Source organism: Candidatus Eisenbacteria bacterium (assembly GCA_020847735.1).
Lineage (GTDB): Bacteria > Eisenbacteria > RBG-16-71-46 > RBG-16-71-46 > RBG-16-71-46 > CAIXRL01.
On the sequence record JADLBL010000002.1, the window covers coordinates 41,661 to 63,980 of the forward strand.

Here is a 22,320-nt window from a genome sequence, read left to right on the forward strand (position 1 = left end):
ATGGAAAGGCGCGTCCTGCTGCTGATCCTCGCCCTGGCTGTCGCGGCCCCGATGCTCACGGGCTGCGCCGCGCATTCGGTCGCGGCCTACGAGCGCGAAAGACTCGCGGACCCCATCATGGCGTTCCAGGCGCGCGCCGCGAAGGACGCGCGCCGCGTGCGGGCGTTCGAGGCGCGCGAAGGCTCGACCGGCGGTGTCGGTGGCGAGGGCGGAGGCTGCGCGTGCAAGTGACGCGCGGCACGGGGCTCGGGTTCGCGGCGATCGCGCTCGGCGCGTTGGCGGCTTCCCCCGCCGGCGCGCAGGTCGCAGTCGCGAGCACCGCGAACGGGCTGTTCCGGACGTTCGTGGACTCGAAGCACGTGCTGGTTCGCTCGTTCGTCGAGGATTTCACCGTGCCGCTTCGCGGCGACGGCAACGTGACGCTGCATTGGAACCACGAGCGGGTGCTCATCCCCGGCGTCGCGGCTCCCGCCGGGAGCGAGGAGGCGATTGACGCGATCACGACCGCGAGCCGGCCCATCGAGGGCAACGCGTTCCAGGACTTCATCAAGGTCCGCAACGAGCTCGAGGGGCAGGTCAGTCGCGGTGGCGCTTCGCTGGGCTACTACCATTCGATCGAGAGCGACTACCTGGGGCACCAGGTGTCGGCCTCCTACAACCGCGACGTGCGCGACGACCAGATCAACATCTCGGTCGGGACCAGCTTCGGCTGGGACGACATCAAACCGCTCGTGGACCAGCGCGGCAGCACCGCGCCCGACCACAAGAACACGCTGCACGTGAATGCCGTCGCCACCCGCGTCCTTTCGCCGGTGTCCGTCGTGCGCCTGGGCGTCGAGGTCAATCGCGTCACCGGCCTGCAGCACAACCCCTACCGCATGGTGTATGCCGGCGGCACCACGATGCCCGAGCGGCACCCGGAGTCGCGACTGCGGCGCGATGCCTTCCTGAAGTTGCACCACTACCTCGCGAACCGCTCGAGCCTCAAGTTCGACTACCGCCTCTACGACGACGATTGGGGCGTGCTCTCGCACGAGGTCGCGGGCGGTCTGTCGCAGTACATCACGCGCGGCCTGTACGCGCAGTACGAGTACCGCTGGTACACGCAGTCGAGCGCCGACTTCTGGCGCCCCGAGTACGCCACCACGCAGGGCGTGGACGGCTACGTCACGGGTGACTACCGGATGAGCCCGCTGTCGTCCCACCTGTTCGGCTTCAACCTGAACGCCGATCTCGGCGTGCTCGCGCCCGATTCACCGAAGTTTCGACGGTTCTCGGTCTCGCTCGACTACGAGCGCTACTTCAACAGCAACAACTATTCAGCGGACATCCTGGAGACGGGACTGGAGTTCCGGTTCTAGGTGCATTCCAGGTGATGGAGTGGCCGGAGAGAGGAGCCTGACGTGCGACGAGTCATTGTGCTGAGTCTCGGACTGTCCCTGGTCGCGGCGACCGCGCCGCAGGCGGGCACGTTCGAGCGCGCCCGCATCGTTCCCGACCTGGGTCTCGATGCCATCACCCGCGGTGTCACCCGCCAGCAGGTGGGGCGGGAGCTGTTCTCGGACCCGTGGGCCACGGCGACGATCGGACACGTGGACCTGTACGACGTCTTCCCCTACGTCGAGTCCCGTACGTTCCAGATCGTCTCGGATCCGCGCTGGAACCGGCTCGTGATCGGCGAGGCTGGGCGGGCGCTGCGCGCCTACGACGGCGCCGGAACCCCGCTCGGCCGCCTCTCGGAGCCGCGCGGTCTGGCGGTGGACGAGAACGATCGCGTGTACGTGGCCGACGCGGGCAACGACCGGATCGTCGTCCTGCAGGCCAGCACCACGTACGGCGAGGTGACGCTCGAACCGCTCTACGAGATTCGCGGTCTTTCCCGGCCGTTCGACGTCGCCTGGTCGGACGGCGGCACGCCGTTCACCCCCGGTGACGACGCCCTCTACGTCGCCGACACGGGCCGCAATCGCGTCGCCGCATTCGCGCTCGGCGCCGGCTCGGCCCGCGAGGTCGCCGCCATCGGCGATCTCGGCAGCGGTCCTGGCCGCTTCGCCGGACCGATGGCGATTCGCGCCGGCCGCGAGGACGGCCGCAACACCCACGACGTGTTCGTCGCCGACGCGCACAACGGCCGGCTCGTGCGCCTTCTGCACGACGCCTCGGGGCTGCACTGGGCGTCCGAGACGAAGGTGGACGCCGACGTCGTCACCTCGCTGGACACCGATCAGTGGGGCAACCTCTACGCGGCGGCGCCCAACCGCGGAGTCGTGCGCAAGTACGCGCCCGACCTCTCGCCGGTCGCCGAGCTGCGCGGCGACCTGGTGCGCCCGCGCAACTTCCACGTGCCGTTCTTCACGGTCCGCGACCACCGGACCGGTACGGTCACCCGCGAAGGCCGTGCGAACGGCCTGACCGTCGAGGAATGGACCGACGCGAGCGGCGTGCGCCTGTGGAACCTCGGCCTCGAGGTGCCGGAGCTGGCCGTCGCCGGCGCCGACCAGCCCGAAGCGCGTTTCACGCTCACCGATCGCGCCAGCGTCGTCGTCGAGCTGCTCGACGCCACCGGCGGTGCGCCGCTCGTTTCGCGTTCCGCGGGCACGCTCGAAGCCGGCGCGCACACGCTGGCCCTGACCGAGGCGGATCGCGCCGCGGTCGCGGGTCGCGGCGACCTGCGCCTGCGGCTGGTCGCGACCTCCATGTACGCCGGCGGTCCCTCCGCCCAGGCCGAGACGGGCTTTCGCTGGAACAGCTCGGGCGCTCTCGCGCCTCCGGCCTTCGCCATGATGCTCGGCAGCTCGCCGAACCCCGCCGCCCGCTCGGCCCGCATCGCCTTCGCGTTGCCCGCCGGGTCCGGCGCCGCCTCGCTGCGCGTCTACGACTCGATGGGCCGCGCCGTTCGCTCGCTCGGCTCGTCGTTCGCCTCCGGCCGCAACGAGGTGACCTGGGACCTGCGCTCCGACCGGGGTGGTCGTGTGGCGCCCGGCGTCTATTTCGCCCGCCTGACGACCGACGGCCGCGAGCTGTCGCAGCGGCTGGTGGTGATTCCGTGACGCAACCCCACCGGGCATGGGCGACGCGGGCGCGGCGGGCTTCCCGTCGCGCCGCGGCCCTGCTGGCGCTGGCCGCCTGCACGGCGAGCCTCGCCGGCTGCCTGGGCGCGCCCAAGATCGAGGATCGGTGGACTCGCATCGATCTCGCTTCGGCCAACCACGCGCCCGGGCAGAGCGTGCCTCCCGGCGTGCGCGACTCGGTGATGCTGGTCGCCCGCATCACCTACCGCGCGATCGTCACCGGGTACGCGGTGGCCGAGCTGCGGGCGAGCGGTTCGGTCGCCAACGGCGACGTGACGCTCTCGCCCGACGCCTCGCGCGAACCGATGGCTTACGACATTGACCGCATCCTCGCCAACTCGGTGTCGGTGGGGCGCACCGTGCACCCGATCACCGGCTGGGACCACCTGGTCCAGACGCTGCCCATGTCCTTCGCCGCGGTCCCGCCGGCTTCGGTGGACACCACGGGCGCCACCTCGGGACTGTTCCTGCTCTGCTATTTGGGCAGCGGCGAGGAGATCGAGCTGCGCGACGGCTCCGACTCGATCGCGATCACCCCCTTCCCGGCCGCGCAATACCAGATCCTGCCCGTCGGCCTGAAGCTCACGCTCGGAACGGCGCCCACGCCGTGACGAACGCGACCCTGCGAATCGGCGCGCCGCTGCTGGCGCTGACCTGCCTGACCGCTCCCGCGCTGGCGATGGCCGCGCGACCGCTGTGGTTCGTGGGCGTCACGGGCGGCACGGCCCGATTCGACTCGCATCTCGCCGACTACCAATGGAACCTCGCGCCGCGCCCGGCATTCGGCGCGCAGGTCGGCGCCACCGTGGGCCGTTTCGGACTCGCCCTGCGCGGCTGGTCGGCACTGGCGGCGCAGCATGTGGACGCCTCCGCCTCGGTTCCCGACCCGGCGGTGCGCGTCACGACCTTCGATCTGGCCGGCGAGGCCACGCTCGCGCGCGGACTCGGGGCCGAGTTGCTGGCCCGCGGCAGCGCCGGCCGCGCCTCGCTCAGCTATTCGCCGGACCGGGTCACGCTCGACGCCGGCGGTGGCACGACGACCGTGGACCTCGCGCCGGTGCACGCCTTCACCTGGGGCGCCGGCGCCGCGTTGAGGCGCCCGATCGCCCCCCGATGGATGGCCGCGCTGGCGGTCGAACGCACCGCCCTGTCCTTCGAAACCGCGCATCGCTCCGGCTCCGGAGTGACGTACGCGCGGGAGACCTTCGGCAATTGGAATGGCCGGCTCGAGCTGGCCCGCTACTTCGGCGAGCGATGAAAGGAAGGACCCGCATGAAGGCGCAGGGATCGCAGCCACACCGCTCCCGACCCGCAGTTCCGTTCGCCCGCACGGCGCGGGCGACGTGGTCGCTGCTGGCGCTGCTCGCGCTGCCGGCGCTCGCCCTGCCCGCACGGGCGCAGGACGAATCCGCGGCCGACAGTCTCGCGGCCCCGGTCGTCGTCGGTGAGTCCACCGACACGGCGCCGCTCGGCGACAGCACGCTCGCGGCACCCGCGGCTCCGGTCATGAACCCGCAGCTCAAGGTCGGATCGAAGCGCGTGCGCCTGACCGGCGCCGCGCGCAATGTCGTGCGCTCGGGCCCCGGCGACACCTACGCGGTCGTCGGCGTCTTCAAGGCGAAGACCGAGTTTCCGGTGTTCGCCAAGAGCGGCGACTGGTACGGCGTCAAGCTGTCCGACACCGAGACGGGCTGGGTGCATCGCTCGCTGTGCAAGGAACTCGACGACGTGTCGGGCCTCGAGTTCAAGCCGAACCCGCGACTCTACTCGCGCACGGGAGCGTTCCTGATCGAGGGCTACACGGGCGGCTACGCGTTCGATCAGAAGTCGAACTCCCTCGTCGCCGGCGGCCGGCTCGGCTACTACGTCTTCGACCGCCTGACGGTCGAGGGCGGCCTGTCGTGGACGCACGTGCGCCGCCCCGCCGAGATCGTGGAGTCGCTCTTCGGCCTGTCGCTCGAGGCCGAGGACTTCCACATGATGTTCTACCACTTCATGGCGACGTACGAACTGCTGCCGGGCCGGCAGATGGTGCCGTACGTCAGCGTCGGCGCCGGCTCCAGCATCATGAAGGGCGAGTCCGAGCCCAGCCTGAACCTCGGCGCCGGAACGACGATGTACCTCTCGCGCCGCACCGCGGTGCGCTGGGAAGTGCGGGACTACCGCATGAAGACGGGCGCCGCCAACGCGCGCCAGACCCACCACAACGTCGAACTCACGATCGGCACTCTTTACCTCTTCTAGGAGCGCGTCATGAAGAATGGACTCCTCCGCCCCCTCGGGGCCGCGCTGCTGGTCGCGGCGTGCCTCGCGGCCCCCGCGGGCGCCAAGGCGCCGCCGCCCATCGCGGCGCGAGCCGGCCTCGAGCTGGCCCGCGCCGCCGCCACCGCCTGGGCGGCCGACTCCCGACTGGTCTACGTCGAGAACGACGAGGACGTGGACGCCGACGGCGGCGCCGCGCGCTGGGGCTACCTGTTCGTCTCCCCCGCGACCGGACGCGCACGCGCATGGTCCGTTCGCGACGGCCGCATCGCCGCGGCCGAGAACGTCGAGATGGCGTTCGAGGCCCCGCCGCTGCCCGAAGGCTGGATCGACAGCGGCGCCGCGCTGGCGGCGGCCGACCGCGAGGCGGGCCGCGCGTTCCGCAAGGGAGCGCAGGGCCACCTGAGCACGATGCTGTTGATGCGCGGGGCGTTCGACGAATCGGATCCCGACCGCACGACCTGGACGCTCGTCTACACGGCCCCGGGCGCGCCGTCGCTGTGGGTCGTCGTGGACGCGGCCGAAGGCAAGGTCCGCCGGACCTGGAGGGGCTGACCGTCATGCGCCCGAAACTGCTCCTTCCGACCCTGTGGTTCGTCGCCATCGGCGCGGCCACCTCGCTCGCGGGCGTGACTCCCGGCGAAACGCCGACCGAGGTGCGCGTCCAGCGCGTCAAGCCCGACCGGCCGAAGCTGCCGACGCTGCGTTTCCTCGGCGCCAACCGCGACTACCTGCGCGCCGAGCTGGACCGCCTGCGCGCGAAGACCGTGAGCGTGAGCGGCGAGGCCGCGGCGATCGACCCGCGCTTCCTGCGCTACGGCGAGATGGTCGCGGCGGCGCGGGCCGCCGGCGACTCCGCGGCCGCCGCGGACTCGGCCCGCTCGGGACGTGAGTTGTTCGCGAGCGTCACCGAGCTGGGCGGGCTCGAGGGCGAGCTGGACCAGCTCGACCGCGCGCTCGCGCGCCAGCGCGAGCGGCTCGGCGTGCTGCAGGCGGATTTCGCCGGCACGCAGCGCACCGCGCTGGCCGTCGTCCTGAGCGGCTGGCCCGGCGACGACGCGCCGCGGGCGCTGGTGATTTCGCTCGAGGATGGCACCCGCGAAACCGTGAACCTTTCGCCCGAGCAGTGCGACGCGCTGCGTACGGGCGGGGCCGTGCAGGTGCTCCACCGCCTGCTCGAGCCACGCGAGCAGGTCTTCGAGTTCGCCTTCGGCGGCGGCGCGCCCGGCTGGCTCGAGCTGGACCCGGCGCGCGACCGGCTGAACCTGCTGCGCCTGGACATCTCCCACCTGGCCGCGGACGACTCCTCGAGCGTCGCGGCCACCGCCTGGGTGCTGGACGACCGGACCGCCCTCGCCCGGTGAGCTCGACTTCCCCGAACTCGCGCGCCGCCCATCCCGGCGCTCCGCGGGCGTTCGCGTGGCTGCTCGCCGCGCTCGCGCTCGGCGCTTTCGGCGCGCCCTCCTCGGCGACGGAAGCCCCGCCCGCGGTCCGGCCGGTGGTCGGCGACTCGCTCGGGGAGGGCGCGCTGCGCCTGGCCCGCGCTCAGGCGGCGTGGCGCATGGGGCAGCCGCTCGAGGTGATCCGCGTGCTCGAAGCGGTGGACTTCGCCTCCCCACCCGCGTTCGAGGGGGCGGACCGCGCGGCGTTCCTGCTCGCGCAGGCGTGGCTTCGCCTCGGCGCGCACGCGCGTTTCGATTCGCTCGCCCGCCAGGTCGCCGGCTGGCCCCGCTCCAGCGAGTTCACGCGTGCGCTCGCCGACCAGCGCGCGCTGCTCGATCCGGCCGCCGACGCCCGCGGGGCGCTGCACGCCGGCGGCGCGCCACGCCTGCGTGAAGACGCCGAGGGCGCGGTGCACTTCCGCGCCGCCGCCGAGAGCGTCGCCGCCGGCGGGGACGCGCGCGACGAACTCGGCCGCGTGCCCGGCGGGAGCGCGCACGATCCCGCCGCACGCGACCTGGCGGCGCGCCTCGCGTACGAACGGGGCGATTCCTCGACGGCCGTGCGTGCGCTGGCGAACCTGCTCGAGCGCGATCCCGGTTACGCGAACCGGCGCGAACTCGAGGCGCTGCTCGCCGACGACGCCCTGCGCCGCGGCGACGCCCACGAGGCCTACCGGCTCTGGGGGACGCTCGACGCCGAATGGACCGCGACGCGCGATTCGTTGCGCACGCTGGCGACCCGGAAGGACCTCGAGCCGCTCATCGCCGCGTGGGAGGACGATCCCGCCGCGAGCGGCGCGCCGCTCGTGCCGGCCCGCCGCTCGCGCGAGGGCGCGGCGGCGCTCGGCCGCTCGCGCGCCGACCGTGGTGAAGGCGCCGGCGATCCGGGCGCCGCGTTCGACCGCCCCGAGCGGGTGGTCACCGCCGCCCGCGTGCTGCCTCCCTCGGCCCCGGAGTGGGCCGCGCTCTCGAACGCGCAGGCGCGCACCGGCGAGGCGGACGCCGCGGCCGCGCGGGCGGGCGACGAGGCCCGGCGGGAGCGTGAGAGCGCCGCCGAGCTGCAGCGCTACCTGCGGACCGGTCAGGACTCGCTGGCGCGCGAGCACGCGCGCATCGAAACGCGCCTCGCGCGCCTCGGCGAGCTGCACCGCGCGCTCGATGCGATCGACGCCCGGCTCCGGGCCGTGCGCGATTCGGCCACACGACGGGTCCTGCGCCGCGCCGCGGCGCTGCTCGCGGCATGCGAGGCGAACCAGCGCTGGATCGCCGGGCTCGACCATTTCTGGGTGAAGGGCCCCGCGCCGATGCGCGCTCCGGCGGGCTACGCGAGCCCGGAGTCGGTGCTCGTCGTCGAGCGCGCGCTCGTGCGCGGCGTCGCCGACATCGCCGCGCGCGTCGCGGCCGAGAGCCCCGGCACCATCGCGCGTTCGTACGAACGGGCATGGCGGCCGGGCGTGCTCGACCGCATCGCCCGGCAGGACGCCGAAGCGGCCGCCTCGCTCGCGTGGGCGAAGCGGCTCGCCGGCTCGCTCGACTCGAGCCTCGCGGTCGCGACCCGTGCCGAGCTCTCTCGTGCGCTGGCGGCCCGCGCCGAACGCCTGGCGGGTCATGCCGACTCGCTGCGCGCCGCCGCGGGCCGCGAACGCGACGCCGTGGCGCGTTCGGCGGTGCGTCGCACGCTGGCGACGATGGAAGACGAGCGCGAAGCGATCGACTACGGCCTCGCCGCCTCCGCCTGGGCGATCGCCGCCGGCCTGGACCACGCGACCGATGCCGGCGCCGCCGACTCCGGCGCGGCCGCGCAGTCACCTGAAGCGTCGCGCTGGCGCGACGAGGCGATCTCCCGCCTGCAGGCGTTTCTCGCCGGCCATCCCGGGGCGGCCGGGCGCGCCGACGCGCGCTACCGTCTCGCCGACCTGCTCGAGCAGCGCGCGCGCGTGGCGTTCCGCGCCCGCATGGAGCAGTACCTGAAGTCGCCCACGGGCACGGTGCCCGTCCTTGAGACCGGACCGTCCATCGCGCTCCATCGCGCGAGCCTGCAGGACGACCCGAAGTTCCAGCATCGCGACGCGGTGCTTTACGACCTCGGCACTCTGCTGGCGGAACGCGGCGATGCCGGGGCGATCACCTGCTTCCGCACGCTGGTCAACGATCATCCGGATTCGCCGCTGGCGCAGGAGTCGTGGCTGCACCTCGCCGACGAGGCGTTCGACCAGCAGCGCTTCTACGACGCCGTCCCCCTCTACCGCGCCGCGGTCGAGGGCGCAGACACGACGCTGCGCACCATCGCGCTCTACAAGCTCGGTTGGACCGAGTTCCACGTGGACCACTTCGAGCAGGCGGCCGACGCGTTCGGCGACGTGCTGGACCTGTACGCCGCCGGCCGAGTGGACGCGCGCATCCGCCTCGACGATGACGCCGAGGTGCTGCTCGTCCATTCGCTGGCGCGCGGGGGCGGCGCCGAGGCGTTCACCGCGCACTTCGAGCGCGTCGGCCCGCGGCCCTACGAGATGCGGCTGCTGCGGGCGCTCGGGCAGCACTTCCGCAAGTACGCGCTGTTCGGGCCCGCGATCGCCGCCGATCAGCTGATGCTCGACCGCTACCCGCTCGCGCCCGACGCGCTCGAGTCGGCGCGGCGCATGGACGAGACCTACCGCCGCTGGAACCATCCCGAGGAGCGCCGTGCGGCGCTGCTGGCCAACGCCGAACGCTTCTCCCCCGGCAGCGCGTGGATCACGGCGAGGGCGGGCGACTCGCTGACGACCCGGGGCGATTCGCTGCGCGCGGCCGGCGACGCGTTCGCCCGCGCGGCGCTGCTCGAGGTCGCGTGGGAGCACCATGCGGCCGGACGCGAGCGGGGCGACGCCGGGGACTGGCGCGAGGCCGCGCGGCTCGAGGAGCGCGTGCTCGCGACCTGGCCCGCGGAGCCGAATCATCGCGCGCTGATGCTGCAGGCGTCGGAGTCCCGCGCCGCGCTCGGCGACGTCGCGGGCGCCCTCGCGCACGTGGATTCGGTGGCCGACGGCCGCGACACGCTGGCCGCGGCCGCGCGCCTGCAGCGCATCGCGGTGCTCGACGCGTGGTACGAACGCACGCGGGCGGCATCGGCCGGCCCGGTCGGCAGCGATTCCGTCGCCCAGGCCGTTCTCGCCGCCGGCGAGTCGCTGCTCGACGGATTCCCCGCCGACGCGCACGCGGCCGACGTGCGCTGGCGCCAGGGCCAGCTCTCCTTCGCCCACGGCTGGTTCGATCGCGCCGCCGAAGCCTTCGGCGCGTTCGCCGGGCGGCACCCCGGCGACCCGCGGGCGCCCCGCGCGGCGACGCTGCGTGCCGACGCCTTCGTTCGTCTCGAGCGCTTCGACCGTGCGCAGGAGGCCTACGAGAGCGCCTTCGCGCTGGCGCGGTCCGCCGGCGACGACTCGCTCGCCCGCCGCGTCGAGCGTGCGATTCCCGCCTGCGCCTACCGTTATGCCGAGTCACGGGTGGCCGCGGACTCGACCGACTACTCGGGCCATGCGGCGCGTTTCGAGAACGTGGCGCTGCGCTGGCCGACCTTCGAGCACGCCGACGCGGCCTTCTACCGCGCCGGGCTCGCCTACTTCCGCGCCGGGCGCACCGCTGACGGCGCCAGGGCCATGGGCTCGCTGGCCGCGCGCCGGCCGGGCAGTTCGCTGGCGCGCGACGCCGGACGTGCGACCGCGTCCGCGTGGGAGGCCGCGGGCGACACCGCCGCCGCGGCGCAGGCCTGGCTGGACTTCGCCGCACGCTTCCGGTCCGACCCGCAGTCGGACGACGCGTCGCTCCGGGCGGCCGGCTTCTTCGAGCGCGCGGGGCGCACCGCCCGCGCCGACTCGCTGCGCCTGGCGTGGATTCGTCGCCACCCGGCCGACGAGGCCACGGCGCTCGCGCTGCTCGAGCCCGTCGCCTCGCGCTCGCTCGACTCCGTCTCGACCGCGCGTCCGATCTCGCGCTGGCTGCCCGCCGCGAAGAAGCGCACGAGTCCGCGCACGTCGCTCGCGGACTATCTTGCGCGCGCGGCGAAGCATCCCGAACTCGCCTCCCGTTCGCTGCTCGCCCGCGTCCGCTTCCTCGAGGGCGAGGAGGCCGCGGCGGCCTGCGCCCGGGTCGCGCTTCGGCAGCCGCTCGCGAAGACGATCGGTTCGCGCAAGTCGAAGCTCGACGTGCTGCTCGCCCGCTATCGCGCCTGCATCGCCCTGGGCGATCCCGAGTGGTCGCACGCGGCTTCGTTCCGCATCGGCGAGGCACTGGTGGCGTTTGGCGACGCGCTGGAGGCGAGCGAGCGTCCGGCCGATCTCAAGGGTGAGGACCGCGCCGCCTACGACGAAGTCATCCACCGTCAGAGCGACGTCTTCTACCAGCGCGCCGAGGGCGTCTGGCACGACCTGCTCGAGGGCACGACGGCGGATTCCGACGACGCCTGGCTCGCGCGCGCGCGCGCGGCGCTGCAGCCGCGCCTGGCGCTGCGCGCACAGGTCGCTCCGAGCACACCGCCACCCGCCAACCCGCCGGCCGAGAGGAATCAGCAACCATGACAATGCGCGCGCTCCGGATCGTGGTTCTTGCCGGTCTCCTGCTCGCCGCCGCGCCCGTCGGCGCCGCGACCGCCTCGACGCCGGCGAAGCGTGCCGCAGCCGCGAAGCGGCCCGCGGTGGCGCAGCCGCCCCGCCCCGGCACGCCGGCCGCGGCCCCGGGGACCGAGGCTCGCCGCCTCGGCGACGTGCACATCGAGGGAGAAGTCGAAGTGCCGCGCGTGACCTTCATCACGGTGCGCCAGCCGCACCGCTTCACCGACTACGCCCGGGCGACGTCGGTGCGTCCGGCCCGCCGACTGGCGACCGACGCGACGTTCCCGGCCTGGATTTCACCTTCACCCCACGCTGCAAGCGATGCACGAAAGGAGAACCGCAAATGAATGCCCTGTCGGCTCTTGCCTCCTTCTATAAAGAGGGCGGCCTGTTCATGCACGTGGTGCTGGCGATCGGGTTGATCGTCGGCGCCATCATCGCCGAGCGGTTCATCGTCATCGGCAAGGCCATGGCCATCGACGCCCGTGCGTTCGTGGACGCGATCGTCACCCATGCCCGCCGTGGTGACTGGAACGGCGCCCGCCACACCGCCATGCAGTCGGGCACGCCTCTCGCCCGGGTCGCGCAGGCCATGCTCGAGTCCGGCGCGCAGGACGAGGAGAGCCTGCAGCGCGCGGCCGACGACGCCACCACGCTGCAGCTCCCGAGCCTTTCGAAGCGCCTCGCCTGGCTCGGTCTGCTCGCCAACTCGGCGACGCTGATCGGACTCCTGGGCACGATCACGGGACTCATCACCGCGATCGCCGGCGTCGGTGTCGCCGACGCGGCCACGCGCTCGGCGAAGCTCTCCGCCGGCATTTCGGAAGCTCTGCACTGCACCGCGTTCGGCCTCACGGTCGCGATTCCGACGCTCATCGTGCAGGGCTGGTTCATCAGCCGCGTCGAGGAACTCGGCGACAGCATTGACCAGCTCGCGATCCGGCTCGGCAAGGTCATGTCCGCCCCGGCCCAGTCGGCCACGCAGGCCGTGCGGCCCGTCCGCCCGCAGGTCGCGGCCCAGCCCGTCCGCCAGGTCGCGGGCGAGAGCGGGACGCGCTAGACCCATGGCCGGCCGGCACGCAAGGCGCGGCAAGGGGCACCGGGTCGAGACACCCGATCTCGAACTGATGCCCATGCTGAACGTCTTCATCTCGATCATCCCGATGCTGCTGCTGTCGGCGGCGTTCGTGCAGCTCGCGGTCATCCCCACGGGGCTGCCCGCGAACGCGGCCGCTGTCACCCCTCCGCCGGAGGCCGCGGACGATGCGCCGCCGCCGCCGGTCACGATCTGGATCCGCTCCTCGGACTACATCGTCGAGGGCCAGGGGCTCGCGCGCCGCTCGTTCGCACGCACCCCGGGCGGCGAAGGGTCGAAGGACCCGGGACGACTTCAGCTCGAAGCGGCCCTGCGGGCGCTGGGTTCGCGCGAAGGCAGGAAGCCCGAAGTCCGCATCGTTCCCGAAACCCGCACCCGCTACGAAGAGATCATCGACATCATGGACCTGGCACGCGCCGCGGGAATGCCGAACGCCGCGCTCGCCGACGCGGTCCCGGGAGCCGTCTGACATGGCCCGACTCGTTTCACGCCGACACCGAGCACGCGCCGGCCTCAAGGCCAGCTCGAGCGTCAACCTCATCTCGATGATGGACATTCTCACCGTGCTGCTGCTCTTCCTGCTGAAGAGCTACTCGGCGGGCGGCGAGGTCATGGTTCCGCAGCCGGGAGTCCGCCTGCCCGAATCCACGGCCGAGAAGGCCCCCGACGCTTCGCTGGTCGTCGCGATCGACGGCGATGCGATCAAGCTCGGCTCCGAGAAGGTCGCCTCCGTGGCCGAAGTCGCCGCCAGCCGCGATGCCGGCATCCCCGCGCTCGCGGCGCGGCTGCCCGTCGCGGCGGCGAATCCCGCCGCCGGCGCCGCGCAGGCCACCACGGTCACGATCCAGGGCGACCGCGCCATCGAGTACTCGCTGCTTCGCAAGGTCATGTTCACGCTCAGCCAGAGCGGTTACGACAACGTCTCGCTCGCCGTCCTGCGGAAGGCGTGAGGGCATCGTCATGAGCTTCGTTCGATCGAATCACTGGCTGTCCTCGCCGGATACGGGCGGAGACGGACTCTTCCAGCGCTGTCTTGGCGGCTCGGGCGTGGCGGGCGCGATCTTTCTCGCCGTCGTGATGCTCGCGCCATTGCCGAAACAGATGATGGAGCTGGCCGCGAACGACGCGCCGCGCGTCGCACGCATCCTGTTCACGCCCGCGCCCGCCGTTCCGATGCCCGCGCCCACTCCGCTCGGCGGAACGCCGGGCCTGCGGCCCGGCCCGCTCGGCGACGGCCCGCCCGAAGGCACGGGGCCGAAGGGCCCGCTCGCCGCGAAGCTCGGCCCCGGCACCGGCGTGCCCGGGCCGGGAGGCGGCAAGGGAACCTCGCCCGGGCTGGGGACGGGCGAAGCCGGCCGGGCGCGCGCCATGCAGGTCGCGGCGCAGCTCTCGGGCGCGACCAGCTCGCTCGAAAAGTCGCTCGCCGGGCTCGGTGATCTCGGCGTCGTCGGCTCGAGCAGCGGCAGGACCGGTGCGGCGCTCGCGCGCCGCGTCTCGTCGGTGGGCAACGTGCGAAGCGACGCGCAGGTCGCCTCGTCCGGCGCCGGGCTCGGCTCCGGCGTGGGCGGCGGCGCGGACCTCGGCGGCTCCGCCGTGCGCGGCGCCTCGGTGTCGGTGGGCTCGCTCGTCGGTGGCGTGGGCGGCGATCCGCTTGGCGGCGGCGGTCCGGGTCGCGGCGGCCAGGGCGGAGGTGGCGGCATGGGCGGCGGAAGCGGTGGAGGCGTGGGCTCGGGCACCGGGATGGGCAACGGCGGCTACGGTGGTGGCGGGCTCGGTGGCAACGGCCTGCCCGCGGGCGGCGGCGGCGGCGGCATGGGCGGCGGACCCGGTGGCTCGGGCGTCGCGGGACCGGGCGTCTACCGCAGCAACGCTTCGCTCATGGCGGTCATCCAGAAATATTCGGCCGGCATCCAGTTCTGCTACGGCAACGAGCTCAAGCGCAACGAAGGCCTCAAGGGCAAGCTGGTCGTCGCGCTGGTCGTGGACGCCGCGGGCAACGTGACGCGCGCCGAGGTGATCCAGGACACGCTCGGCTCGAAGGCGCTCGCGAGCTGCGCGCTGTCGCAGATCCGCGACTGGAAGTTCCCCGCGATCCCGGCGGGCTCGACGGCCTTCCAGGTGCCGTTCGTCTTCACGCCCCCCAACTGAGGCCGGCTCCGGCGGCCCGCGTTCGCGGGCTCGCCGCGGGCCCGGGCGCGGCTGCTCGGCGCTCGCCGCCCCGGTTCATCTTCGCGGCGCGGCTTTCGCGGCGCGGCGCTCGATCTCGGCCCGGACCTGCGTCAGCAGGTCACGCGCGCTCCGGCTGAGCATTCCGCGGCCCAGCCAGCCGGGCGCGCTCGCCCGCGGGGAGGCGTCGAGCGAGTAGGACACGACGGCACGCAGCGAGTCCCCGCTCAGCGACCACGAGCCGTCGTACGTGCGGAAGTCCTCCCTCAGCACGTCGTGGAACTCGATTCGCGAAGGCGGAGACTCCGCCACTTCCAGCAGCACGCGCGCCGTGCGCTGGAACGGGAACACCCCCACCGTCGCGGTCTGCCGGATGCGCAGGTGTTCGCCGTCGCGCAGAACGACCTCGCTGCGCCGGACCGAGCCGACGAAGCTCGAAATGCTCGTGTAGTCGGTGAGCACCCGCCAGACCGTGTCGAGATCCGCCGTCGTTTCGAAACGCCCTCGAACCTCGTAGGTCCCGGCCCGGTTCGTCACCGTCAGCTCGACGCCTTCGGCGCGACTCGCCGGCGCCGCAAGGACGAGGCCGGCCACCGCGAGAAGCAGCAGCGCGAGACGCGGGGGCCGCACTCGCGTGCGGCCCCCCTCGCCGGAGCCACCGGCACCTGTTTTCTTGTCCAGCTTCATGCCGGCCACTCCCCTGGCGTCGCGATCAGAAGGCGACGACGCCTTCGATCATCAGGCCCTCGAACCTGCCGTCGTGGAGGATGTTGTTCGCGGGGTAGTCCTCGTACGCCTGCCGGACGTACTCCGCCTTCATCAGGATGCCCGGCGTCATGAACCAGCCACCCGCCACCTGGACTCGGTTCGACGTCACGTCCTGCGTGAAGCCCGCGAGCCGGCCCTTGACCGTATTGTAGCGGGCGCCCACGTACAGGTCGTCCCACGCGAAGCGGTACAGGACTTCGCCCGCGAACTGCGTCCACTTGCGCTCGGGCGCGTTCGCGGCGATCTCGGCCGCCGTCTTGCCCTTCGCCTGCTCGAGCGTGCCGAAGAACTCGAAGCCGCCGACCTTGACGAACGGGTTCAGGCACGTCGCCGTGACCTTGCTGCTCAGGCCCGGCTGGATGTCGCCCGTCCAGGCCTGGGTCCCCACCGCGCTGGTGGTGTTGGTGAGCACTTCGAAGTAGCGCGAGCCGGCGCGGCTTCCCGAGTACAGCGTGTTGCTGGCCGACTTGGCCGTGGTGTAGAGCGAGCCGGTCACGCGCACGCGCACCTTCTCGTCCACCTGCTTGTCGAAGCCGAGCTTGCCGAGGTAGGTGGGCGCCCGGTCCTGTGGGTTCGCGACCGTGCCCCGCACCTCTCCACCCGTGGCGCCGACCATCGCCATGTAGCCGTCGTGCCGCAGGTAGGCCTCGGCCCCGATCTCGGTGGTGAAGGCGTTCAGGATCAGGTTGCCGACGAACGGATTGGTGATGGCGTTGCCGTTGTCCGTCGAGCGGAAGTGCGCGTCGCCGTAGTTCACCTCGAAATGGCCGACGCGGAGCGTCAGATACTTCATCAGCCGGTCCAGGCTGGGGTTCTCCCACGGAGAACCGTCAATCAGCAGGAAGCCGTCCTTCACCCACGTCTCGTTGTGGTGACGTGACGACAGGTAGGTGGTCATCTCCACGCGGATTCCCTGCGCGAGCTGCGCGTTCATGTACATGTTCGCGGCGGCGTTGTTGAAGCCGGCGCCGATCCGCTTGAGCTGGTTCTGGTTCACGGGCGGGCTGCCCGACATCACCGGCGTCGCGTTGTTCGAGTGGTGCAACGCCTGGAACTGCTGCGTGAAGCCGGCTCCCCATGCGAGCGCGAAACCGTCGTAGGGCACGCCCTCCTCCTTGGGCGCCTCGAACTGGTTCACGCTGCGCGAGTCGTGCGGACGGAAGTACTGGATCGTGTTCGGGGCGGCCTTCGCCCGTGCGGTCTCGCCGGGGATGCGGTCCTCGGCGCGCGCCGTCGGCGCGAGCGCCAGGAACGCGAGCACGGCGAACACGCCGAGCGCGAACGCCCGCGGAACGACGGTCCGGCGGCCGGCCTCCGGCGCGGCGGCCGGTTCGATCTTCACGAGAGCTTCGGACTGTGGCTTCGACGACACGAATGCCGTGCGCATGGTCTTCTCCTGGGTCCTCGGACCCTCGTCAGACTGTTGGGTTTCGGGGTACATGATCCGCTCCTGGGTCAGGGGTGAGCGGCGGACTGCTGCGCTTTCGCATCACGCGGCACGATGAGCAGCTTGAATCGCACCACGATCGGGTCGCGCACCTTGAGAGTTCCGAGCATCAGCGCCGGAGGCTTCACGCCGAACTCACTCATCTTCATGGGGTGACTGCCCTCCAGCCAGACGCCCTGTTCGGTGGGCACGAGGGTTCCCGTCACGCTCACCGGGCGCTGCTGGCCGGCCACCGACAGCGTGCCCTCCGCGGTCACCGGCAGCGTGTCGCCCCGCGCCGCGGCGACGCGCGAGTTCGACATGACGAAGCGGATGTCGGGGTACTCGGTCGCCTTGAGCGCCTTGAGCATGTTCTTGTCGAGCGCCTCCTTGCCCGAGCGCATCGTCTTCAGGGGGACGCTGAGCTCGAGGCCACGAAGACCTCCGTCGCGAAGCCACTGGCGAAGCGCCGCGGCATCGGCCGGGTCCGCCTGCGCCTCGTCGCGCAGCAGGACGAAGCCGAGCGTGGACGTACGGCTGTGGTAGTCGTGAAGCGTCGAGGTGCCCTCGAGCCAGAGCGTGCTGCCCGCGCCAAGGCCGGCGGCCGCGGTCACGCCGGCCGCGTGGGCGGCGAGCGGTGCAACGAGGAACCAGCCAGCCAGCCCGCAGACCAGTAGGGCCCGGGCGCTGCGGCTGACTTCAGGCGCTTTCATGGGAATCCTCCTTGACGACGAGAACGCTGCAGTGGGCGTGCGTGACCACGTGGCTCGAGACGCTCCCGAGCAGCAGCTTGCTCAACCCGGTCCGGCCGTGGGATCCCATGACGATGAGATCCGCGCGCTCGTCCCGGATCAGCCGGACCAGCGCGTCGCGAGGATCGCCGGTCAGGATGCGGCTCTCGGTCGCGATCCCCGCCTCGCGCAACTCCGCCTCCGCGCGGGCCACCAGCTCGCGTGCCTTCTGGCCCTGCACTTCGGTCATGTCGCTCAGCAGCGGGGCGGGCGAGTCGACTCCCACCTCCGCGGGCAGGATCACCGGAGCCAGGACGTTCGCCACGATGACCCGGCTGCCGGCCGGCCAGCGCATCCGGAGTACGAACCGGACCGCGCGAGCCGAGTGAGCGGAATCGTCCAGGGCGATCAGGATTTTCATGGGGCCCTCCTTCCGGTTGAGTGAGCGCCTGAAGAATCGCCCGCACGGCCAGCCGAAAAAATGGGACGGAGGGGTGAGCGGGGATGATCCGAAAGGAGTAGTCTGCGGCTCGCGACAAGGCGCGCGGGCGCGTATCCTTCGCCGTCCACCAGCAGCCGCGGAGGCCATTGACGGTGCCCGACCACCCGAAAGCACATCCCGCATCACGGCGGCGCAAGTCCGCGGAAGCGGCCGCCCCGCTCATCCGGCTCGTGATCGCGGATCACCACGCGATTGACCGGGGCGGTCTCGTGGGTCTGATCGAGAACGAGCCCGACATGGTCGTGGTGGGCGAGGCCGCCACCGTCGCCGAGGTCCTGGTCCAGTGCCGGGCGCTCCGCCCCGACGTGCTGGTGCTGACCATGAACCTGCCCGATCAGGCCGAAGAGCCGGCGTTGCTGCGCCTGCGCCGCGAACTTCCCGATCTCAGGGTGCTGGCCATGTCCGACCGCGGCACCCACAACTGCGTGGTGCTGAACCCGCCCTCCCGCCAGCGCGGGACGGACCAGCCGGTGGAGTTCTGTCCCGTGGGGACGGACTGCCTGGCACTGGCCGTCGCCCAGGGGGCGCGCGCGACGCTGCGGCGCAGCGCCGATCCCGAGGATCTCTTCCGCGGCATCCGCGCGGTGTCGAGAGGGCAGTCGTGGTTCGATCCGACCACGACGTCGGAACTGGCGCGTGGAACCGATGGACACGGTCCGGCCTCCGGCGGAACGAACGAACCGCTCTCGGAGCGCGAGTTGGACGTGGCGGCGCTGCTCGCCGAAGGCCTCTCGAACAAGGAGATCTCCAGCGCCCTATCCATCAGCGAGCCCACGGTGAAGAAGCACGTGGCCCACATACTCGAGAAGTTGCGCCTGCAGGACCGGCTTCAGGCCGGACTGCACATCGCGCGCAACCCGCTGCTGATCCGCAGGCCCGCGGGCCCCCGGGCCACCTCCGCTCCAGCACCGCCGCCGGCGCGCGCAGCTTCGAGGCGGCCCGGGGCCGCCTGAGGCCGGCCGGGAGAGCGGCTCTTTCCAGGCGGTGGGGCAGTGCGCCGCTCCCTCCAGAGCGGGAAGAATGAGCTGCCGGTCGGCATGAGGGCCGGATAGAATCCGAGAGGTAAGGAGGGCCGCCGACATGCCCCTTCTAGCTTCCCTTGCCCGCCTCGCGCCTCTCGCCGCCCTCGTGCTAGCGGCGCCCGCCATGGCCGCCACTCTCGACGGCCAGCTCGATCCGGAGTACGGCGCGCCCATCGTCGTCCAGACGATCGCGACCAACCGGGGAAACAACACGCGCGGCGTGCCCGACTGGTCCTACGGCTCCGAACTCGACGCGCTCCACGCGACGCTCGACGGCGGGACACTCCGCCTGTTTCTCGCCGGAAATCTGCTCCAGATGGCGAATCCCAGCGACCCGGGCATCTTCGCCGACTTCCTGTACGTCTTTCTCGACACTCGACCCGGCGGCCAGAATGTCCTGAGGAACGACAACTTCGTGATCGACAGCCCTTATGCAACCAACGTCCTGAACGGTTGCGCCGGCCTGCGATTCGATCCCGACTTTTCCCCCGACTACTGTTTCGCCGCGTTCGCGACCGGCAGCGACGTCTGGGGCTTCGGGCCGTTCACGCTGCACGGCTGGGTCGCCGAACTGCTCACGAGCGGTGGCGGACCGGGCGCGTACCTCGGCTCGACCGGGGCCGGGCCGACCGCCGGGCTCACGGGCGGAACGAACCCGCTCGACATCGGACTTGCGATCGACAACCGCAACGTCGCGGGGGTGCCGGAAGGATGCGCGCCCGCGTGGGGCTCCGGGGTATCCACCGGCGTCGAGTGGGCGGTCCCGCTCGCGACGCTCGGCGACCCGTCGGGCTGCGTCCGACTTTCGGCGTTCTTCGTTTACAGGGGAATGTTCCGCGTGGGGAATCAGTGCCTTCCGCCCATGCCGGCGGGAACCTGCGGGACCGCCTACCCTTCAGCTCTGAACTTCGCCGCGCTCGCGGGAGACCAGTCCCTTCTCCTCTGCGGCCTTCCGGTCCCCGCGAGGAGGGGAACGTGGGGGCGGCTCAAGTCGCTCCACCGATAGCCACCCGCGGGGAGATCGGCGTTCATGTCGCCCACCGTCCGCACCTGCACGGGCTCGCGTGAGCGGGATTCGACCGGAGGAAGCGGTCCGCGCGTGCACTACGCTCCGGAGCCGGTGCTCCTGTCGCGTGGCGCGCCCAGCAATCTTCACGCACGAGCTTGACCCTCGTAAGGCAGCACGCTAGCGTCCGTGCCGCTCCCCACGGGCCCGCTTCCGTGGCCATCCCGGCCGCCCGCCAAGGAAAGGACCGCTTGAGCCCTCGAACTCCCCGCGCCGGCCTCGTCGTCCTCGTCTTCGTTCTGGCCCTCGCGCCGGCGCTGGGCGGCTGCTCGATCAAGCGCATGATGGTGCGCGGCGTCGCCAACTCGCTCACGAGCGGCCCGGACGTCTACGGCACCGACGACGATCCGGATCTCATCAAGGACGCCCTGCCGTTCGGCCTCAAGACGATGGAGTCCCTGCTTGCCGTGATCCCGGATCACGAGGGGCTGCTGCTCACGCTGTGCAAGGGCTACACGCAGTACGCCTACGCGTTCGTCCAGAGTGAAGGCGACCTGCTCGTCAACAGCGATTACGAGCGGGCCAACGCTCTCCACGAGCGCGCGTACAAGCTGGACCTGCGGGCTCGCGACTTCGGCCTTCGCGGGCTCGAGAAGCGCTACAAGGGCATCACGGCCGGACTGCAGACGGACCCCGCGACGGCGGCGGCTCGGATCCAGGCGCGCGACGTCGGCATGCTCTACTGGACCGCGGCCGCCTGGGGCTCGGCGATTTCGCTCGGCAAGGACAAGCCCGAGATGCTCGCCGACCTGCCCGCCATTCGCGCGCTCATGGAGCGCGGCCTCGAGGTGGACGAGGGCTACGAAGGCGGTGCGATGCACGAGGCGATGATCGTGCTCGAGGCGCTGCCGGCGGCGATGGGCGGCTCCGTCGAGCGCGCCCGCCGGCATTTCGCGCGCGCCGTCGAGCTGTGCCACGACACCAAGCCTTCACCGTACGTCACGCTCGCGACCAGCGTGGCCATCCTGGAACAGAACCGCCCCCGGTTCGTCGAGCTTCTCGAACATGCGCTGACGTTCGATCCGGATCGCGACCCGTCACAGCGCCTCGCGACGATCGTGCTGCAGCGCAAGGCCCGCGCGCTGCTCGAGCACCAGGACGAGTTCTTTCTCGACGACGCTTCCGCTCCCGACACCACCCAGACACCGGAGTAACGGATGATCCTTCGCCGCTGGCTGACCCTGCTGTGCACGCTCCTCGTCGTCGCCGCCCCCGCGTCCGCCTTCGCGCAGACGACCGTCATCAAGCTCGCCACGCTGGTCCCCGAGGGCTCGGTCTGGGACAAGGCCATGCGCGAGATGGGAGCGCAATGGAGCGCCGCCACGCAGGGTCGGGTTTCGCTGCGCATCTATCCCGGCGGCGTCGCCGGCGACGAGCCCGATGTCGTGCGCAAGATGCGGCTCGGGCAGCTGCAGGCGTCGGCCGTGACCACCGCGGGCCTCGCCTCGATCGATCCGGCGTTCCACATCTTCAACATTCCGATGTTCTTCTCGTCCTACCCCGAGCTCTACGCGACCCTGGACGCGCTCGAGCCGGTGCTCAGGAAGCGCCTCGAGGACAAGGGCTTCATCCTGCTGTCGTGGGGACATGGCGGCTGGGTGTATTTCTTCACCAGGAACCCCGTCGCCGACGCGGCGGGGCTCAAGAAGACCAAGCTGTTCGTGTGGGCCGGCGACGAACAACTCGCCGAACAGTGGAAATCGCTCGGCTTCCAGCCCGTCGCCCTCGCCGTGACCGACATGATGACCGGCCTGCAGACGAACATGATCGACGCCTACCCTTCCACTCCGCTGCTCGGGTTGACGCTGCAGTGGTATCGGCAGACGCCGAACATCATGGGCCTCGGCCTCGCGCCCCTGGTCGGCGGACTGGTCGTGACCAAGTCGGCGTGGATGAAGATCTCTCCCGCGGATCGCGCGAAGATCATGGTTTCCTGCCGAAAGCTCTCGGATCGTCTCAAGGTCGAAGTGCCGAAGCAGGACACGACCGCGGTGGTCGAGATGCAGAAGCGCGGCCTGAAAGTGAATCCGGTCAAGCCCGCGGACGCCGCCGTTTTCTCCGGCATCGCCGATCAGTTCGCCGCCGGCATCCCCGGCTCGCGCGTGCCTCCCGAGATCCTCGCCGCGGCCCGCAAGGCGCGCGACGACTGGCGCAAGAAGGCCGCCGCGCGTTAGCAGCGAAG

Annotated in this window: 22 protein-coding genes; 18 read left to right on the forward strand and 4 right to left on the reverse strand. The window is 71.8% G+C overall.

Features of this window, described 5'->3' with window-relative positions; translation table 11 throughout:
- The 14 genes from IT347_01575 to IT347_01640 are packed head-to-tail and all read left to right on the forward strand — an operon-like array spanning nt 1 to nt 14,605.
- On the forward strand, nt 1–231 hold the full coding sequence (locus IT347_01575; protein ID MCC6348266.1) for a DUF4266 domain-containing protein: 231 nt from the start codon (nt 1–3) through the stop codon (nt 229–231).
- Nucleotides 222–1,361: a DUF3570 domain-containing protein gene (locus IT347_01580; GenBank protein ID MCC6348267.1), complete on the forward strand. Its 1,140-nt coding sequence runs from the start codon at nt 222–224 to the stop codon at nt 1,359–1,361. Before IT347_01575 ends, IT347_01580 begins: the two co-directional genes overlap by 10 nt.
- Before the next feature lie 42 nt (nt 1,362–1,403).
- Entirely contained in the window at nt 1,404–3,050 is a 1,647-nt protein-coding gene (locus IT347_01585) for a T9SS type A sorting domain-containing protein (GenBank protein ID MCC6348268.1), read from the forward strand.
- Entirely contained in the window at nt 3,047–3,682 is a 636-nt protein-coding gene (locus tag IT347_01590) for a hypothetical protein (GenBank protein ID MCC6348269.1), read from the forward strand. Before IT347_01585 ends, IT347_01590 begins: the two co-directional genes overlap by 4 nt.
- Nucleotides 3,679–4,329, forward strand: a complete 651-nt coding sequence (locus IT347_01595) for a hypothetical protein (GenBank protein MCC6348270.1) — start codon at nt 3,679–3,681, stop codon at nt 4,327–4,329. The genes IT347_01590 and IT347_01595 overlap by 4 nt, the downstream gene beginning before the upstream one ends.
- A 14-nt stretch (nt 4,330–4,343) precedes the next feature.
- The gene (locus IT347_01600; protein MCC6348271.1) at nt 4,344–5,315 is read left to right on the forward strand and encodes an outer membrane beta-barrel domain-containing protein; all 972 of its coding nucleotides are present in this window, start codon (nt 4,344–4,346) and stop codon (nt 5,313–5,315) included.
- Between the two features lie 9 nt (nt 5,316–5,324).
- Entirely contained in the window at nt 5,325–5,888 is a 564-nt protein-coding gene (locus IT347_01605) for a hypothetical protein (protein MCC6348272.1), read from the forward strand.
- Nucleotides 5,889–5,893: 5 nt separating this feature from the next.
- Nucleotides 5,894–6,697, forward strand: a complete 804-nt coding sequence (locus IT347_01610) for a hypothetical protein (GenBank protein MCC6348273.1) — start codon at nt 5,894–5,896, stop codon at nt 6,695–6,697.
- A complete protein-coding gene (locus IT347_01615; protein MCC6348274.1) occupies nt 6,694–11,328 on the forward strand; it encodes a tetratricopeptide repeat protein in 4,635 nt (1,544 codons plus the stop codon). Before IT347_01610 ends, IT347_01615 begins: the two co-directional genes overlap by 4 nt.
- Nucleotides 11,325–11,708, forward strand: coding sequence for a hypothetical protein (locus tag IT347_01620; GenBank protein MCC6348275.1), 384 nt, complete (start codon nt 11,325–11,327; stop codon nt 11,706–11,708). The genes IT347_01615 and IT347_01620 overlap by 4 nt, the downstream gene beginning before the upstream one ends.
- Nucleotides 11,705–12,421 carry a MotA/TolQ/ExbB proton channel family protein gene (locus tag IT347_01625; GenBank protein ID MCC6348276.1) on the forward strand — a complete coding sequence of 239 codons (717 nt, stop codon included), beginning with the start codon at nt 11,705–11,707 and terminating at the stop codon, nt 12,419–12,421. Before IT347_01620 ends, IT347_01625 begins: the two co-directional genes overlap by 4 nt.
- Nucleotides 12,422–12,425: 4 nt before the next feature.
- On the forward strand, nt 12,426–12,926 hold the full coding sequence (locus tag IT347_01630; GenBank protein ID MCC6348277.1) for a biopolymer transporter ExbD: 501 nt from the start codon (nt 12,426–12,428) through the stop codon (nt 12,924–12,926).
- Nucleotide 12,927: 1 nt separating this feature from the next.
- Nucleotides 12,928–13,407: a biopolymer transporter ExbD gene (locus tag IT347_01635; protein ID MCC6348278.1), complete on the forward strand. Its 480-nt coding sequence runs from the start codon at nt 12,928–12,930 to the stop codon at nt 13,405–13,407.
- Between the two features lie 10 nt (nt 13,408–13,417).
- Entirely contained in the window at nt 13,418–14,605 is a 1,188-nt protein-coding gene (locus IT347_01640; protein MCC6348279.1) for a TonB family protein, read from the forward strand.
- Nucleotides 14,606–14,680: 75 nt separating this feature from the next.
- Here the strand turns inward: IT347_01640 and IT347_01645 are convergent, their stop codons facing one another.
- The 4 genes from IT347_01645 to IT347_01660 all read right to left on the reverse strand — a co-directional run bounded on the left by IT347_01645 (nt 14,681) and on the right by IT347_01660 (nt 17,969).
- A complete protein-coding gene (locus IT347_01645) occupies nt 14,681–15,310 on the reverse strand; it encodes an SRPBCC family protein (GenBank protein ID MCC6348280.1) in 630 nt (209 codons plus the stop codon).
- Between the two features lie 25 nt (nt 15,311–15,335).
- A complete protein-coding gene (locus tag IT347_01650; GenBank protein ID MCC6348281.1) occupies nt 15,336–16,562 on the reverse strand; it encodes a hypothetical protein in 1,227 nt (408 codons plus the stop codon).
- Between the two features lie 284 nt (nt 16,563–16,846).
- Nucleotides 16,847–17,530 (reverse strand): YceI family protein, encoded by a 684-nt coding sequence (locus tag IT347_01655; protein MCC6348282.1) that lies wholly within the window; start codon nt 17,528–17,530, stop codon nt 16,847–16,849.
- Entirely contained in the window at nt 17,517–17,969 is a 453-nt protein-coding gene (locus IT347_01660; GenBank protein MCC6348283.1) for a universal stress protein, read from the reverse strand. The genes IT347_01655 and IT347_01660 overlap by 14 nt, the downstream gene beginning before the upstream one ends.
- Nucleotides 17,970–18,142: 173 nt before the next feature.
- Between IT347_01660 and IT347_01665 the strand changes: the two genes are divergently transcribed.
- The 4 genes from IT347_01665 (at nt 18,143) to dctP (ending at nt 22,312) form a co-directional block, all read left to right on the forward strand.
- On the forward strand, nt 18,143–19,003 hold the full coding sequence (locus tag IT347_01665; GenBank protein ID MCC6348284.1) for a response regulator transcription factor: 861 nt from the start codon (nt 18,143–18,145) through the stop codon (nt 19,001–19,003).
- A gap of 193 nt (nt 19,004–19,196) precedes the next feature.
- On the forward strand, nt 19,197–20,078 hold the full coding sequence (locus IT347_01670; protein MCC6348285.1) for a hypothetical protein: 882 nt from the start codon (nt 19,197–19,199) through the stop codon (nt 20,076–20,078).
- A gap of 251 nt (nt 20,079–20,329) precedes the next feature.
- A complete protein-coding gene (locus tag IT347_01675) occupies nt 20,330–21,292 on the forward strand; it encodes a TRAP transporter TatT component family protein (protein MCC6348286.1) in 963 nt (320 codons plus the stop codon).
- A gap of 3 nt (nt 21,293–21,295) precedes the next feature.
- Nucleotides 21,296–22,312: a TRAP transporter substrate-binding protein DctP gene (gene dctP, locus IT347_01680; protein MCC6348287.1), complete on the forward strand. Its 1,017-nt coding sequence runs from the start codon at nt 21,296–21,298 to the stop codon at nt 22,310–22,312.
- Nucleotides 22,313–22,320 lie beyond the last annotated feature (8 nt).